This window comes from Vibrio sp. M260121 (assembly GCF_036533715.1).
In the GTDB taxonomy this organism is placed as follows: domain Bacteria; phylum Pseudomonadota; class Gammaproteobacteria; order Enterobacterales; family Vibrionaceae; genus Vibrio.
On the sequence record NZ_JATABF010000010.1, the window covers coordinates 1 to 16700 of the forward strand.

Annotated in this window: 12 protein-coding genes; 5 read left to right on the forward strand and 7 right to left on the reverse strand. The window is 44.6% G+C overall.

Going from position 1 to position 16700, the window contains the following annotated elements:
* Positions 1-184: 184 nt before the first annotated feature.
* The 4 genes from QTO06_RS07900 to tesA form a co-directional block, all read right to left on the reverse strand.
* Entirely contained in the window at positions 185-1840 is a 1656-nt protein-coding gene (locus tag QTO06_RS07900) for an ABC-ATPase domain-containing protein (protein ID WP_331407362.1), read from the reverse strand.
* 72 nt (positions 1841-1912) lie between these two features.
* Positions 1913-3823, reverse strand: coding sequence for a bifunctional diguanylate cyclase/phosphodiesterase (locus tag QTO06_RS07905; RefSeq protein WP_331407363.1), 1911 nt, complete (start codon positions 3821-3823; stop codon positions 1913-1915).
* Positions 3824-4012: 189 nt separating this feature from the next.
* The gene (gene fabV / locus QTO06_RS07910) at positions 4013-5212 is read right to left on the reverse strand and encodes an enoyl-ACP reductase FabV (RefSeq protein WP_331407364.1); all 1200 of its coding nucleotides are present in this window, start codon (positions 5210-5212) and stop codon (positions 4013-4015) included.
* 83 nt (positions 5213-5295) lie between these two features.
* Complete coding sequence (gene tesA / locus QTO06_RS07915) at positions 5296-5898, reverse strand: multifunctional acyl-CoA thioesterase I/protease I/lysophospholipase L1 (RefSeq protein ID WP_032802023.1); 603 nt, start codon at positions 5896-5898, stop codon at positions 5296-5298.
* Between tesA and QTO06_RS07920 the strand changes: the two genes are divergently transcribed.
* The 3 genes from QTO06_RS07920 to QTO06_RS07930 all read left to right on the forward strand — a co-directional run bounded on the left by QTO06_RS07920 (position 5897) and on the right by QTO06_RS07930 (position 10829).
* Positions 5897-6598 carry an ABC transporter ATP-binding protein gene (locus tag QTO06_RS07920; RefSeq protein ID WP_005435141.1) on the forward strand — a complete coding sequence of 234 codons (702 nt, stop codon included), beginning with the start codon at positions 5897-5899 and terminating at the stop codon, positions 6596-6598. The genes tesA and QTO06_RS07920 overlap by 2 nt on opposite strands.
* A complete protein-coding gene (locus QTO06_RS07925) occupies positions 6589-9042 on the forward strand; it encodes an ABC transporter permease (RefSeq protein WP_331407365.1) in 2454 nt (817 codons plus the stop codon). Before QTO06_RS07920 ends, QTO06_RS07925 begins: the two co-directional genes overlap by 10 nt.
* Positions 9043-9395: 353 nt before the next feature.
* Positions 9396-10829, forward strand: a complete 1434-nt coding sequence (locus QTO06_RS07930; protein ID WP_331407366.1) for an FAD-dependent oxidoreductase — start codon at positions 9396-9398, stop codon at positions 10827-10829.
* A gap of 32 nt (positions 10830-10861) precedes the next feature.
* Here QTO06_RS07930 and QTO06_RS07935 read toward each other — a convergent pair whose 3' ends face one another.
* From QTO06_RS07935 to QTO06_RS07945, 3 genes are read right to left on the reverse strand one after another with little or no spacing between them, the layout of a single operon-like run.
* Entirely contained in the window at positions 10862-11797 is a 936-nt protein-coding gene (locus QTO06_RS07935; protein ID WP_331407367.1) for a biotin-dependent carboxyltransferase family protein, read from the reverse strand.
* Entirely contained in the window at positions 11794-12477 is a 684-nt protein-coding gene (locus tag QTO06_RS07940) for a 5-oxoprolinase subunit B family protein (protein ID WP_331407368.1), read from the reverse strand. Before QTO06_RS07940 ends, QTO06_RS07935 begins: the two co-directional genes overlap by 4 nt.
* Complete coding sequence (locus tag QTO06_RS07945; protein ID WP_039839311.1) at positions 12477-13232, reverse strand: 5-oxoprolinase subunit PxpA; 756 nt, start codon at positions 13230-13232, stop codon at positions 12477-12479. The genes QTO06_RS07940 and QTO06_RS07945 overlap by 1 nt, the downstream gene beginning before the upstream one ends.
* A 286-nt stretch (positions 13233-13518) precedes the next feature.
* On the opposite strand from QTO06_RS07945, the gene QTO06_RS07950 reads away from it, so the two are divergent.
* Together QTO06_RS07950 and galE are read left to right on the forward strand one after the other, a co-directional pair.
* On the forward strand, positions 13519-15477 hold the full coding sequence (locus QTO06_RS07950) for a sensor domain-containing diguanylate cyclase (RefSeq protein ID WP_331407427.1): 1959 nt from the start codon (positions 13519-13521) through the stop codon (positions 15475-15477).
* Between the two features lie 54 nt (positions 15478-15531).
* The gene (galE, locus tag QTO06_RS07955; protein ID WP_331407369.1) at positions 15532-16548 is read left to right on the forward strand and encodes a UDP-glucose 4-epimerase GalE; all 1017 of its coding nucleotides are present in this window, start codon (positions 15532-15534) and stop codon (positions 16546-16548) included.
* Positions 16549-16700 lie beyond the last annotated feature (152 nt).

A 16700-nucleotide genomic window follows, 5' to 3' on the forward strand; every position in this document is an offset into this window, starting at 1 on the left:
GAGGCAACTCCAACACTTCTACTCAATGAGTGAGAGCTTAATACTTGAACCTAGGAGAGAAAGATCCTTCCCTAGAGTCGTTAAGAAAAAGCCAAGCCGATACCCTAGAAAAAACAATGCCGATCACCTTAAGTGAACGGCATTAGCGTTCATCGCTGCCTTTTGCTATTTGTCTTGTACAGTACTAACGAGAAGGTTTGAACTGAGACTTACGCATGCGGTTTAGGGCTGCCATTACATCCAATGTGCGTGGTTTTGCTAAGTCACCTTGTTTAGGTAGTGTCGCGTGCCATTCGCCAGAAAGCATATCTTCGATTTCTTTTGCTGGGTGGTTACACCAACCCGGAAGTTGGGCAATTTGGAACCACAACCAACCAATCGCGTTTACTTCATCCGCGGATTCTAGTTGTTCAAGTGCACTTAGGTCCGCGAACTCTTTACCAAATCGAAGAGAATCTTTGCCTTTCGCGTTCACGCGGAACTTACCGTCTGTCAGAATGTTCATCAGTGCTACTCGGTTCAATGCACGAGGGCGGAACGTTTGCAGACTCTCTTCAGATTCGTTATGACGCTGAGTAGGGTGTTGAGCAATCACTTGTTTTGCTTTTTCCGTTACATCAACCGCTTGGTAGTCGTGCATTTGGATTACGGTATCCGCAACGTCTAGGTAGTCACCTGAACCGCCCATAACGATGATGGTCGAGATCTCTAGTTCATCACGTAACTGGCCGATACGATCAACTAACGGTGTAATTGGCTCATCACCTTTTGCTACCAACGCCTGCATGCGCTCATCACGGATCATAAAGTTGGTTGCTGAAGTATCTTCATCGATAAGTAACGAACTTGCGCCTGCTTCAATAGACTCTTGTAGCCAAGCCGCTTGAGAGGTAGAACCTGATGCGTCTTGTGTAGAGAAATCAGCCGTGTCTTTGTCCATTGGCAAGTGATTGATGTAGTTCGATAGGTTCAAGTGATGAACACAACGACCATCTTCCGCACGAATCTTCATCGCATTTCCATCTGTCACGATGTATTCGCGGCCATCGCCTGGAATGTGATCGTAGATAGAGCGTTCAACGGCGTTCAACAACGTCGATTTACCATGGAAACCACCACCAACAATCAAAGTGATACCTTTAGGGATGCCCAAGCCCGTTACGTAGCCTTTGTTAGGCGCGTGTAGTGTAACTTGAAGTGATTCTGGCGCTTTGAACTCAACCGCGTCTTTCATCGGCAAGTCACAGTTACCTGCAATGCGTGGAAGGATGCTGCCATTCGCTACAAAAGCAACCAAGTTGTTTGCTTCTAGCTGCTCACGCAGAGATGCTTGGTCTTCAATCACTTTACAGTGCTCAATCAACGCATCTTTATTCAGCTCACGCTCTAGCGTCGCGCGACGGATAAACTTCGGCAAGTAGAAAGTAAGGATGTTGTTGGCTTTCTTACCAAGAACAGAACGACCTTCAGCTGGCAAGTTAACGCGGAAGCGAAGTTCAATGCCTTCTTCAGTGAAAAGCACAGCTGTGTTGTCTAGAACGGTTTGGCCGCTTAAAGAGATAGATACAGCGTTCTCTTGTTTCGCAAACTCGTCAAAGCTTCGAGCAATAAAGTCACGAGCCGCACGCTGATATGCAGGTGATTCATCTTTTAGCCATTCAAGACCGGTTAAAGACCAAGCGCGCGTTGCACGTAGGCGAGAAGCAGATGCGTATGGGTCGCCTTGAACGTAATCAATGTACAAGTCGAAATCACCGAAGTCGTATTGACCCTTGATTTGTTGGTATGCGCGGTAGTTCTGCTTTTCGATTTTCTTAAGCGTGGCAGTCAACTGATCCATGAAGATAATGGCCTTTTTATTGGAAGCGGGCGGCGATTATAGAAACCACCGCTTGCAGAGTAAAGGAAATGCTTAGGAAGAATAGGTGTATTGACCACCTAAAAGGTTTTGATTAAACAAACTTTGTTCAAATTCATTGCACGGCATAGGTTTACCATACAAAAAGCCTTGTCCAATATCGCAGCCTTCATTGATCAAAAACTGCTCTTGTTGGGCTGATTCAATGCCTTCTATGACCACTTGTAGATCGAGCTTTTTCGCAATGTGTATGATAGAACAAATGATGGCTCTGTCGTCGTCAGATTTCTCCATTTGTTGAACAAAGCTTTTATCGATTTTAATCGCGTCAAAAGGGTATTTCTTCAGATAACTGAATGATGCGTACCCTGTGCCAAAGTCATCGAGTGACAGTGTCACTCCAAGGTTGTGCAATTTATTCAATGTGTTACGAGCCACGACTTCATCTGCAATCAACGCACTTTCCGTCACCTCTAACTCTAGGAAGTGTGCCGGCAAATGGAAGGTTTCAAGTAGGTGTTCTATCTGTTCAGCGAAATTAACGTTTTGTAATTGAATAGGAGACACGTTGACAGCAATCTTGAAATTGTCCACCAGCTCAGACCACTGTTTGGCTTTATCAATCGCGGTTCGCAAGACAAAAGAGCCGACTTCAAAAATCAATCCGTTTTGTTCTGCCATGTGAATTAATGCTTCGTTGGATACATCACCCAAGACAGGATGACGCCATCGCAGTAGTGCTTCGGCACCTATCCATTTGTGCGTATGTGGAAGTACCTTAGGTTGGAAGTACAGCATTAAGTCATCATTGCGAACGGCTTGTAATAGGTAGCTTTCAAGCTGATTGTGATTGTTCAGTTCTTGAGTGTGGCTCTCACAGAAGTAGTTGTACGATTCACCAGACTCTTTACATAGCAACATGGCATAACAGGCGTTTTGCAGCAGTTGTTTGGCGTGACTGCTTCTGTGCGCTTGAACGACGCCAATATAAGAGTGAAGGTGGACTTCGTTTTCATCAATGTGGAAGTTGCCGACGCTAACATGGGTGATGTCTTCAAGTAAGTGCTGGACTTTTGATTCGATGTCTTCACCAGAGACAACAATCACCAAGTCGTTTGAACTTGGACGACCAGTCACAAAATAACTGGATTCGTTGTGGCCTAGGCGGAAGCGAAACTCTTTCAATACCTCGTCAAAGGCTTCAAATCCGTATTTTGTTTCGATACTGCGCGCGTTACTAAAACCCACGTTAATCACCATCAAAGATTGTTGGTCATGGTCCATGGTTTCTAAGATGTGGTTTAACACTTCTTCAAGTGCTACGCGGTTTAAGAAGCCCGTCCCATGATCGTGGGTCTGTTGATAACTTACTTGCTTTTCTGCGGCCTTACGTCGGTCGATTTCTTTTGTTAGCGAGTAGCTAAGTTGGGCGAGGTCAGTCGTTCTATTCTCGACTCTATTTTTCAGTTCGTTATTTAAGCGCAGTAACTTATGTTGTTGGAAAACGACGGCTAGTTGCGCCTCTATGGATTCTTTAAATGTGCTCAGTAGTTCTCGGTAGGTGTCATTGTACTGATTCTCTTTGGTATCGAGCATACAGATGGTGCCGAACGTCTCCCCGTTTGGCCAATAGAGTGGTAAGCCACAATACGAGATCATGCCGAGCTTAATATCAGGATTGTCTTTCCACTTTTCATCAATGAGCGCGTTAGGAACGATGAGTTCACGTTTGTTTTTAATGACATGCTCACAGTAAAGTCCATGACCAAGTTCTTCTTTGTCAACGACTTTATAAGGGTTGTTATCAGTCTCGCTGGAGGTATTTACTTCAATATGGTTTGGGTGGATACGCATGATCAGCGTCGTTGGGACATCCGCGATGCGCGCGAGCAGGTTGACGATATTTTGCCAGCTTTTCCGCATGGATTCGGGTATTTCATAATCTAGTGTTTGCAATGTACCCATATAGGTCATCCTTTCCCGTAATTTCACGTCCTGTGAAAGAATATCGTTTTTGTTTTTACACGAGCTTGTTATTTAACCACTCGTTTATTTAAAGTATAGGGGGGGCGGATTCGGAAACAAAAAAAAGTCCCGAAAACCTTTCAGGACTTTGAATTACTTGGCACTATCTCAATAGTGAGACGTTTTAAATTAAGGCTTTAATGCTTTCAGAGTCTTCATTGAGATGTCTTGAGCATAATCGACACCCTCAAAGTTAAAGCCGTTCAGTTTCATAAACTCGTCTTTAAAGCCGTCGTAATCACCGATATCAGCGAAGTTGTCTGCGTTCATTTGCTCTAAAAGTGCAGAAACTTCTTCTTGTACTTGAGGATCTAACTCAAGATCATCGATACGAATCAAACGTTCGCCATCAACGGGTACTTTGTTTTGGTCGTAAAGCTTTGTCGTGAACAGACGTTGCATTTGCTCGATACAACGCTCGTGAGTACCTTTCTCTTTCATTACGCGGTATAGCGCAAGTAGATAAGGGCTTAGAGCAGGGATGAACACACTTGCCTTGGTGACGAGCGCTTTACACACTGTTGCGTACGCAGCTCCGCCAAAGTTCGCCATCTTCATGTTCAATGCATGGCTGGTTTGGTGAAGGTCGACTTTTGCTCGGCCTAACGTACCGTCTAGGTATATAGGGTGTGTAACTTCTGGGCCCATGTAAGAAAAGGCAATCGTCTTACAACCCTTGGCAACAGATTCTGAGTTGATCAGTGTGTCTATCCAGCTTTCCCAGTCTTCACCACCCATTACTTTAATTGTGGCTTCAGCTTCTTCTTCCGTTGCTGGCGCCAATGTAGATTCTACCCATTGGTCGTTTTCCAACATTATTGAAGCGCCCGTTACCGATTCTCCAATTGGCTTAATGACACTACGCCAAAATTCTTCAGATTCAGGCTTAGGGCGAACGCCTGTTGCTAAGCTGTAAATCACTAAATCTACTTCACCCTCAAAGTAGGTTTCAATGGCTTCAATGACTTGGTTACGAACTGAGTCTGAGAAAGCATCACCAACGATATTTACTGCAGTGCGGCCGTGATGAATGGCTTCTTCTTTAAAAAAGATGTTGTTGTACCAACCAGCACTACCGACACCTTTGTCTGATGGACCGCGTTCAAATGACACGCCAATGGTGTCTGCTTCAGCACCACCAAATGTGAGGGCGATACGGGCGGCCAAGCCAAAACCTGAAGAAGCACCGATGATCAAAACACGCTTGGGGCCATTTTTGATCTGCGGTGCTTGTTTAACGTATTCAATTTGCTCTTTGATGGAAGCGCGGCACCCATACGGATGTGCCGAACGAGCTACAACACCTTGAATTAACGGTTCTATTTGCATTTTTATTATCTAACCTTGGTGAATAATACTTTCGACAGGGTAACGTAAAGTTAGGTAAAACTTATTGAGCTAGACCAGTAAAATTAGAGATGTTTAACCAATTCTTCGGCGACGAAGTCGGCAATGAAAGGTTGAGCTTCTGGTTTTGGGTGCAGGCCATCGTCCATCATCCATTCTGGTTTGACGATGACGTGCTCTAAAAAGAATGGCATTAGCGCGACTTGTTGATGCTCGGCGAGTTTCGGATAGATATCGTAGAACATATCACTGTATCGCTTACCATAGTTCGGTGGGACACGGATTTGCATCATGACAACATCCGCACCAGAATCTTTGATCATGGTAATCATTTTCGATAAGTTCGACGTAATAACATTAGGTGGAAAACCACGAAGGCCATCGTTAGCGCCGAGTTCAATAAGAACAAGGTCCGGCGTGTGTTGCTCAAGAAGAGAGGGTAAACGAGCTAAGCCATTGCCTGTGGTGTCTCCGGAGATGCTGCCGTTTACAACTTTTACATCTTGGCCGTGTTCTAATAAGGCATCAGGGAGTAAGCTAGGCCAGCTCTTCTCAATTGGCATCTGATAACCAGCGCTCAAGCTGTCGCCCAAAACAAGTAACTTTTCGCTCGCATGTGCGGTGGCGGAAAGGCAGAAAAATAGAACTAAGGAAAGTATACGAATCATGCAAACACCTGTACTTAAAGCACCTATTGTTCAAGCTAATTTAGTTTCTAAACAAGTCTCTACTAATCAAGAACAATTAACAATCCTTAAAAATGTAAATGTTGACATTAGAAAGGGTGAGAAGATTGCTATTGTTGGCACCTCTGGTGCCGGTAAATCGACGCTCATGACGTTGCTTGCTGGGCTAGACACGCCGACGTCTGGTGAAATCACGTTACTTGGACAAGAGCTATCTAAACTGGACGATGAAGCTCGCGCTAAAATCCGCGCAGATTCACTGGGATTTGTGTTTCAAAGCTTCTTGTTAATCCCGAGTTTGAGCGCACTGCGTAACGTTACTCTTCCTTGTCTTTTACGTGGTGAATCTGAAGATGACGCACGAGCGACAGAACTACTGACAGCGGTAGGGCTTGAGAAGCGTCTTGACCATTTGCCAAGTCAATTATCCGGTGGTGAACAACAACGAGTTGCTCTGGCTCGTGCATTCATGACTCAGCCAGAACTGTTATTCGCCGATGAACCAACGGGCAACCTTGATCATCAAACGGCAGAGAAAGTCATTGAGCTTCTGTTCGACCTTAATGAGCAGCATGGCACGACGCTGATCTTAGTTACGCATGACAGTCATTTAGCAAGTCGCTGTGACCGTGTCTATCGCATGGAAGCAGGTGAGTTAAAAGAGGAGGTGCTATGTCCGTGATCTCCTCAAGTGAACAAAGCTCTGCATCAAACAAAAAAGCTCATCAGTCGCCGAATAAAAGCTTGATTCGTTGGAGCTTTGGGGAAATACGTCAAGGTAACTTGTGGCCGATAAGCGTCGCACTCATTCTTGTTATAGCCAGTATTTTTGCTTTGTCTGCGTTGGCAGAACGAATGGAGCAGGTCATCGTTAAGCAAGGCAAAGACGCGTTAACAGCCGATGCCGTGTTTGTTTCAGCAAACCCCATTCCGGACACGCTTCTCACTTCAACTAAAGATCTTGAACGCTCGACCATGACGCGCTTTGCAACCATGGCGTTTAGCGATAATGGTATGCAGCTTGTCTCGGTACGCGGAGTCGATGAGCAATACCCATTGATGGGTGACTTAGTCTTGGACAATGACTCATCAGGGCACATCAAGCCCAATCAGTTGTGGTTGGACGAGCGAATCATGGCACAATTGGACGTTGATAAAGGTGACACTGTCACTATAGGCAGCGCCGATTTCACGGTTTCCGGTGCCGTTTTGATGGAGCCAGGATTGAGTTTCAACCCTTTCCAACAAATGCCTTCGGCATACATCCACAACAGCGACGTTGATAAAACAGGCGCGATTCAGGTTGGTAGCCGAGTGCAATATCGCTTATTCCTTAAAGGGGATGATGCAACACTGACGCAACTGCAAGACAGCACTGAGCTTTCGCCAAGCGACCGTTGGCGTACGCAAGATACGGCAAGTCGAAGTAATGAGGTGTTCGAACGTACGACGCAATACCTTTCTTTGACCGTAGCGATTGTCATCATCATGGCGGCAACGACGTTGGTTTTGACGTGCCAAAGCTACGTAAACAGTCGAACGCAAACCATCGCGATGTTGAAAAGCTTGGGCGCAAGTCGCCGTTGGATTGAAAAGTGGTTATTGATTCAAGTTACCATTTTGCTGGTCAGTGCAAGTATTGTGGGCTTGTTACTGGGTAGTGGTTTGGAGTATTTGTTACGAATTCCACTCAAGAACTTGCTGCCAAATCCATTACCTAGTTACGGTGTCACTACATTTTTAGTTTCTGTTGTTTCAGCGGTTCTCATTACGGTTCCTGCGCTGGGGATTCCGTTACTTGGCTTGATCAAAACGCCGGCTCTAGAAGTTCTGCAGCAAGGCTCAGGTAAACGTTCATGGAAGCGTATGTGGTTAGTGTTGGTTCCTGTGGTGCCATTGCTTACCCTTTACGCGAACAACACACTTGTTTGGATTGTACTTGCGGGAATCGCCGCATTGTTTGTTGTACTCGCAATGATGAGTGTGATGTTGACCAAGTTGTTCGCTCGGGTTTCAACTCGACCTGCAATGAAACTAGCGTTAAGTCGCATCAACCGTACGCCCGTGACAAGTGGATTGCAGTTTGGTGCGTTATCACTGTCCTTGATGTTGCTTTCAATCATCTGGCTTGTACGTAGTGACATACTTGCCGATTGGGCGAGAACACTCCCAGCGGATGCGCCTAACGTTTTTGCGCTGAACATTGCTGATTACGAACTTGATAGCTACGTGGAAACGTTGGATAAAAATGGCGTGACGCGGTCAGAAGCTTTCCCGATTATTCGAGGACGGTTGGCTGAGATTAATGACGTGAGCGTCAAAGAGATCAAATCTGAAGGTCAGGGCTCTGATGCGGTGAGTCGTGAACTCAACCTTACTTGGGGAGATTCTCTACCAGAGTACAATGACATTCTTTCCGGAGAGTGGACCAACAAAGGTAGCGTATCGGTAGAAGCAGAAGTGGCAAGTGAGCTTGGCATTGAGTTGGGCGACAAATTACGATTTGTGATTAACAGTCAGAACTTCGATGCTACCGTCGACAGCATTCGTCATGTCGAGTGGCGAGATATGAAGCCAAACTTTTACTTCATATTCTCTTCAGATGTTATGGCAAGCTTACCGGGTTCTTATTTGATCAGCTATCGAATCGACGATGGTAACGACGCTCTGCTGACTTCGATGTCTCGGGCTCATCCTACGGTTTCAGTACTCGATATTCGAACCATGGGCGACAAAATCCAACAACTTATCCAACAAATAGTATCAGCGATTACCATTCTGGCGCTTCTCGGTGTCGTTGCGGGTTTGTTGTTGATATTTACACTATTACGTTTGAGCTTATCTCAGCGTCAGCAAGAGATTCGACTTTATCGAACTCTGGGGTCTAGCAAAAAACGGATTAACACGACATTGTGGGCGGAATACGGAATTATGGCTCTTGTCGCAAGTGGTGTGGCGGTATTTGCTGCCGAGCTTTGTGTCGCTGCGGTGATGAAGTATGGCTTCGAGTTGAATGCGCAAATCCACCCAGAACTGTGGATAGCTTTACCATTTGCTACGTTTGCCGTTCTCGCCTTGGTCGTTATGAGTCTTTTGAAAAGATTGTTAACGCCAGTAAACACTTAATTAGCTTGTGATAAGGCAAAACGGAAGCATTCCATGACAGTTTTATTTTAGTTATCCACAAAAACAGTGGATAACTTTTGGGATAACTGAAGTATTGATAAAGTGGGGTGTTTCCGCAGGCTTTACGCCATGGGTGTTAGCGTTAAATTATTATTCACAAAGGGGCAAAATTGGGCTTTCCCAACAACCTCGTCAAGCACTTTTTTCGGAAATTTTTTGCTCTCGAAAGTAACTTTTCGCGTATACCTTTAACAAATGCAAACCCATGAACTTTTTGTGATTTTAATCATAGTCAAACCCGAGTAGAATCCACATTAAGTAAAGATTTCTCCTTATAAAATTTCAGTGAAGCAATGAAGCCTGAGTTTCAAAATCGTAAAGATAAACACATCGCTATTGTTGGTGGTGGTGTCGCTGGCTCTACCGCGGCAATCCACTTTGCCGAGTTAGGTTTTAAAGTCTCCATTCTCGAGAAAGGGGTCTCATTAGTAAATGGACCTCCGATCTGCCACCTACACGCTGGCGGAAACCTTTATCGTGAGATTTCCGAACAACAGTGTTTGGATCTTCTGACTCAATCGATCGACACAATTCGTTTGTATCCACATTCACTGAACATTCGTCCTACCATCATTGCTGTGCCTTATTCAGATGGAGGAGACCCAGAAGCATTATTGCCTCGACTAGAAGTAATTAAACGTGCTTATCAATCTCTGGTTGAACAAGACACAAGTAATCAGGTGTTGGGAGAACCAGACGAGTATTACAAGTTGTACTCCAAAGAGGAGCTCATAGCGCTTTCTAAGCTTGTACAGCCACAACATCCGCAAAGCATTGACGAGTGGACTATCCCGTTTGCTCAGCACGCAGACCTTGAGGCGCTTAAATATCCAGTTGTTGCTGTTCAGGAATACGGATGGAGTGTATTTAGGCTTGCAGCGGTAGCGAACATGACACTAGAACAACTTCCTAATGTTGATGTGTTGACGCAAGCAGAGCTAAAACACACCCATTGGAGTGGCTCTGATTGGGAATTGGCTTACCTTCAAGCTGATGAACAAAAGACACTACGTTGTGATTACTTAGTTAATGCTTGTGGCTTTGAGACCGGCGTAGTTGATGATGCGATTGGTGTAAAGCGCGAGCGACTTGTCGAATTCAAAGCGGCGTACGTTACCCGTTGGAATGAATGTTCTCAGCAATGGCCAGAGGTGATCTTCCATGGTCCTCGCGGTACAGACAAAGGCATGGCTCAATTAACGCCCTACGGTGATGGTTACTTCCAGTTACATGGAATGACGAAAGGCATCACGCTGTTTGATGATGGTTTGGTAGAAAGCTCAAAAATTTCTGCACAACCAGAGTTACCAACCAGTTTGCTGTCAAAAATACGCAACGGTTGGCGACAAGAGATCCTCGATGAGCGCACTGATAATGCGATTAAGCATATGTCTCAATTCATTCCGGATTACCAAAGTGCAATGAAAGGCGGGAAAGCACTGTTCGGTGCGCAGCAAATCCCAGGTACTGACCCTGTATTGCGTGCAGCAGACGTGACATTTGAAGAGAACAACTATGCTCGAGTTGAAGTAGTTAAAGCTTCTTCAACGCTACTAGCAGCTCAGAAAATGGCGCAATATTGGTTTGATATAGCTCCAAATGACAATGTGGAGCTTGAACATCCTGTAACGGTGCATTGGAGTGAAGAAGACGTAGAGCAGTTTGCGGTAAAACTCACTCAAGAGCGCGGTTATCCAAAAGCATTGGCAGAGCGCTACGGGATGTAGCGCTCACAAATTAATGACTACTTTAGATGGGCTTAGTATCCAAAAAACTGAGCCCATTGGCACCACACATCTTGTAGGCCTTGTCTGTCTCCTCTGACGAAACTGACTTGTTGCCCAGGTTTAGCTTGCGCTAAACGTGGCAGATCAATTCTTGCGACACAACCAAACTTCGGATAACCACCAATGGTCTGGTGATCGTTCAATAAGACGATTGGGTTGCCATCGTTTGGAATCTGAATAGAGCCCAATGCAATACCTTCTGAAAGCACGCCATCATAGGGCGACTGTATCGCTTCGCCTTCAAGACGATAGCCCATGCGGTTTGAATTGGGTGATATCGTAAAGCTAGCAGAATAGAAATCATCAATAGACTGCTGGGAAAAATCTTCAAACTGGTAGCCTTCGATCACTCTTAGTTTTAATGGCAAGTTGTAATCTGGTTTGAATCGGAACGTCATCTGCTTGGTTTTTGACGTTGGAAGCGAATGTGGCTCAAAGCCAATGATATCTCCGGCTTTCAAAGGCTCACCATCTTTTGTTATACCACCGAGAGATTCTCTCACTACCGTAGACGTGCTCCCTAGGTGTCTCTCAACACTAAATCCGCCTTTAACAGCAAGATACGCTCGTAAACCATTCTTTGGCATTCCGAACTTAAGTGTTTGGCCTTTTCTGAGACAAAAGTCAGACCAATTAGAGATAGGCTCACCGTTTACTGATGCATTAAGATCACCGCCACAAAGCGCCAAATGACAATCGGCTAGGGCTTTAAAGCTCGCATTACCCAATGTGATTTCGATAACAGAGCAGTTAACGGGATTGCCTAAGAGATGATTCGACCAACTGTAAGCATAATCATCGACAGGGCCGCTTTGAGTTATCCCGATATGAGCAAGACCAAAACGACCGAAATCTTGAATCAAAGAGAGTGGGCCAGGCTTTTCTACTAACAATCCTACGAAGCTCATAAAACGCCTCCTAAACTGACAAACTCTTGTTGGGATATTGAACCAAACGTGACCTTGTCACCAACTTCAAATGGGATGAAGGGAGGAGTATCAGTGAATAACGAGATTGGTGTACGGCCTATGATGTTCCACCCACCAGGGCTGTCGGATGGATAGACTGCGGTTTTACTGTCGGCAATCGCCACACTTCCGGCAGGTACATTGGTACGAGGTGTATGGTGTCTTGGCATGTGAAGTTCTGGACTTACATCCGACAGAAAAGCAAAGCCCGGAGCGAACCCAATGGCTGAAACGGTATAAACAGGCTTGGTATGCAGTTCAATAAGCTTATCCATTGATAGCCCATTTTGTTGAAATCGATCCAAATCGAGAGCCGTTTCATTCGAATAGTAAACGGGAATAGAAATGTAGTTCGGCTGTTTGTTGTACATAGACTGAACATCAAAGCGACTTACGATCTCATTGAGCGTTTGTAGTATCACAGACTCTTGAATTCTAAAGGGCAGGTAGTCAATCAAAATGGTTCGGTAAGAAGGAACCACATTCATTACGATGAGATTGAGTTTATCTACAATTTGATGTGCTAACTCGCCTATGTGCTCAACAGTAATGGTGTCATCAAAGCGAATTAGAATGCTGCATTCAGATATAGGAGAGATCGAAAACTGCCCTTGATTCATTAATTTCCTCCGGTGTAGAGACTCTGACGAATTTTTTGAATCAACGCTATAGATTCATCATTATCGCCATGTACACAAATCGTGTCGGCCTCTAACAAAATATATTGCCCCGATGTCGTTTTTACTCGACCTGATTCTGCCAGCATTCTGACTTGCTCTAGTATTGCATGTTCGCTGTTTAGTACCGCATTAGCTTGTGTTCTTGGCGTTAGTAACCCGTCATCTTGATAAAGGCGGTCCGCGAATGCTTCGAAGAGTAGAGGTACATCAAAATCATCGGCAATTTCTAGGTATTTTTCGTTTTCTTGGGACGCCAATATCATAAGAGGCACTTTAAACAGGGCTGCCGCTTTAACGACTGCTAAGAAAACACCATCACTTAGCATCATATCGTTGTAGAGCGCTCCGTGAGGCTTGATGTAACCAATATCAGTATATTGTGCCTTACACAGAGCTTGGAGTGCGCCAACTTGGTAAATCACCATATTAGTGATTTCTTCGTAGGTCATCTTTAAGCTACGGCGTCCAAACCCCTGTAAGTCTGGATAACCAGGATGCGCACCAATTTCCACGTCATGTTGATTAGCGAGGGTAATAGTATCGTGCATGACATTAGGATCAGACGCGTGGAAGCCACAAGCAATGTTCGCCATGTCTATGAAAGGCATTACGCTTTCATCTGCACCCATGGTCCATGCGCCAAAGCTTTCGCCCATATCGCAGTTTAGTGTTAGTTGCTGGTTGTTCAATGTCATACGTTTATTGTGTCCAAAGTATGCTTAAAAATGCAGGATATTACGTTTTGGTTCAGTGACTAGCGTCATTTTTTATGCCGGTGTCCGAAAAAATACGCCATAAATGATCGACTGGGAATTTGAAATGATCCGAATTTTCAAGAAAATCATGATTAATCAGTCTAATATCTGAGAATTTCAGGTTCATTTCAGTGCCTGTCGTGTTAGTCTTGACTCTTCTTTTTGTGTGATAGTTTGCATAGCAACCCTTTTGTTCTTTTGGTTGCTTTCTGCGACAGGAATATATATGTCATTAAGAGCAAAGCTAATATGGCCGATTCTCGTTTTCATCACGGTCATCTTTGTTACATCTCAAAGTTACACATCGTACATCACCTACCAGTCAGCAAAACATGAGCTTGTTGAACAAACAAAAGTGCTCATCAATGATGTGTCTCACTCAATTAAAGATGCGCTGGCCACAAAGAACAAGCAAAAAGCTCAATCTATTTTGGCTGATTTTCTGAAGGAGCCAAACGTATCACGCGTTAAGCTTTACGACAAAGAAAATCAACCATTTGCGATTTTTGCTCTCGACGGTTTTTCAGCGCCTTCGCCAACAAAACATGAGCGTAGCCATCTCCATACTATGGGGTACGCGTTATCTGCTCACTTTCTTTATGTACTTGAACCAATAATCCATGACGGACAAGTGATTGGAACGATTAGAGTCACATTGTCTCAACGTCCTTTGATGCAAGTAAAAGATGCGCTATTGCAAGATGGGCTTCTGTTCCTAATCATTCTTCTTGCTGGTGGTGTGACCTTCTATATCGGTGTCGAGCGTCGTGTTCTTCGCCCTCTACTGGAAGTCAATCAAGCACTCCAAGACTTTGCAAACGGCCATCATTTGAGTGGTCGCATTAGTCACCGTTCAAAAGATGAAGTAGGGCAACTCGTCGCTTCGCTTAATCTGATGGTAGACAAGCAAAAAAGACTTGAGAAACAACGTAAACACAGTTTGGAAGTGCTGGAACGTCGTAAAGCGTTTGCTGAAGAAGTAGTAGATTCGATTCAAGATGCGCTTATCGTAACGGATAACTTGGGTCGCGTAATTCACTGTAATAAGGCGACGCAGAGGATCTTTGAAAAGACTTTTCATGGATTAGAAACGGCAAATATCTGCGACTTGATCCAAACTAAAGCACCGAATGAGTTAGGACAAATTTTAAGTCGAGGCTTAGAGTGTGACGACATCCATCTACAATATGCTGAAGATGAACAGCAATTAAGTTTAACCAGTCGTCGATTAGCAAAGCACGGCTATCTTCTTTTTGTGATTCAGGATATCACCGAGATTGAAGAAGCCATGAACCGACAACGAGTTGCCGGGCGTGTATTTGAAAGCAGCCAAGATGGCTTAGTGGTTCTCAACCATCTTGGTGTTATTACGATGGTAAACCCAGCGGTGACAAAGTTGATTGGTTTAACTGCCGAACAACTGGTTGGACAGCCGTTTATAAAATCAATTCGTTGGCGGAAACTGCAAGCAATGATGCCAAGTATCATCGAATCGATTGAAAACTATGGAATGTGGCAAGGTGAAGTAATAGAAAAAAACCACCTAGGCCAGCTTATACCAATGTTTGCGAGAGTGAATCGTATCATTAAGAGTGAAGATCAGAACTCGTTCGATATGGTGATAATCCTAACGGATCTATCAAGTGCAAAAGAGATGGAGCGTTTAGAATATTTAGCGCATCACGATCCGTTGACGGGACTTGCTAACCGTTCAAAGTTCCATTTCGAATTGGAAGAGTTAGTACAAAGATCAGGCTATCTGCGTGACGAGTTTGCGGTACTTTATCTCGACTTGGACGGTTTTAAAGGTATCAACGATACTTATGGCCATGATGCTGGGGATGAAGTGCTTAAGATTGTCGCTAAACGTATGACTGGAGCCACAAGACACAGTGATTTGATTGCTCGTTTGTCTGGTGATGAATTTGTCATGTTAGTGAATCCAGCCAATCAAAAAGTGGTGACTAGGATTGCAGAGCAGTTATTACAAACAATTTGTGCTCCAATAGAATATCGTGGTTCTTTGTTAAAAGTTGGGGTTAGTATCGGTGTGAAATTGGTGGGTGTTAACGAACGTGACGCCACCCGAATTCTTAAAAGTGCAGATACTGCCATGTATCAAGCAAAGAAAGCCGGCAAAGGCCAAGCAATTTTAATGGGTTGCGAATCCCCAGATACAGTTTAAAAACGGGCTAGAAACCTTTAGACTAGCCCGATTCGCGTCAGAAGGAATGATAAAATGAAAGTACTTGTTACGGGTGGTATGGGCTACATTGGCAGCCACACTTGTATTCAAATGATCGAAGCTGGTATGACACCAGTTATCCTCGATAACCTTTACAATAGTAAACCAACTGTGCTTGAGCGCATTGAAAAGGTTTGTGGCGTAAAACCAGTATTCATTGAAGCAGACATTCGCGACAAAGCAGCGCTTGTTAATGCAATGACGACACACAATATTGAAGCCGTTATCCATTTTGCTGGTCTTAAAGCGGTTGGTGAGTCGGTAGAAAAGCCACTCGAATATTACGATAACAACGTGAACGGTACGCTTGTTCTTGTTGATGCTATGCGCGAAGCCGGCGTTAAATCGATCGTATTTAGCTCTTCAGCAACGGTTTACGGTGATCCAGCTTCTGTGCCAATTATGGAAGACTTCCCAACAAGTGCGACCAACCCATATGGTCGCAGTAAGTTGATGGTAGAAGAGTGTCTAACGGATTTCCAAAAAGCGAACCCAGATTGGAGCATCACACTTCTGCGTTACTTCAATCCTGTTGGTTCACACCCAACCGGTGAGCTTGGCGAAGATCCGCAAGGCATTCCTAATAACTTGATGCCGTTCGTTTCTCAAGTTGCGGTCGGTCGTCGTGAATTCCTGTCGGTATTTGGTAGTGATTACCCAACTAAAGATGGTACAGGTGTCCGTGATTACATCCACGTAATGGATCTTTCCGATGGCCACGTTGCTGCTCTTGATAAAGTGGGCAACAAAGCAGGCCTACATATCTATAACTTGGGTACAGGTAATGGCTACAGCGTATTGGAAATGGTGAAAGCGTTTGAAGCTGCTTCTGGCAAAGAAGTTCCGTTTAAGCTGGTGGATCGCCGCCCTGGTGATATCGCAGAGTGTTGGGCAGATCCTTCAAAAGCAGCAAACGAACTCGGTTGGAAGGCGACCCGTACACTTGAAGAGATGACGAGTGATACTTGGCGCTGGCAGTCAAATAACCCTCAAGGTTATCCAGACGTTTAAAACTTCAAGTTTTACACTTTTGTAACAAAAAGGCGCGCCTCTGCGCCTTTTTTGATCTAAATCGGAAAAATTCGTAAATTACTGGTTAAAAGGTAGCTTCGATAAATAGAAATGCTAAACTATGTGCGAATCTTAATTTAGGTCGTAAATTT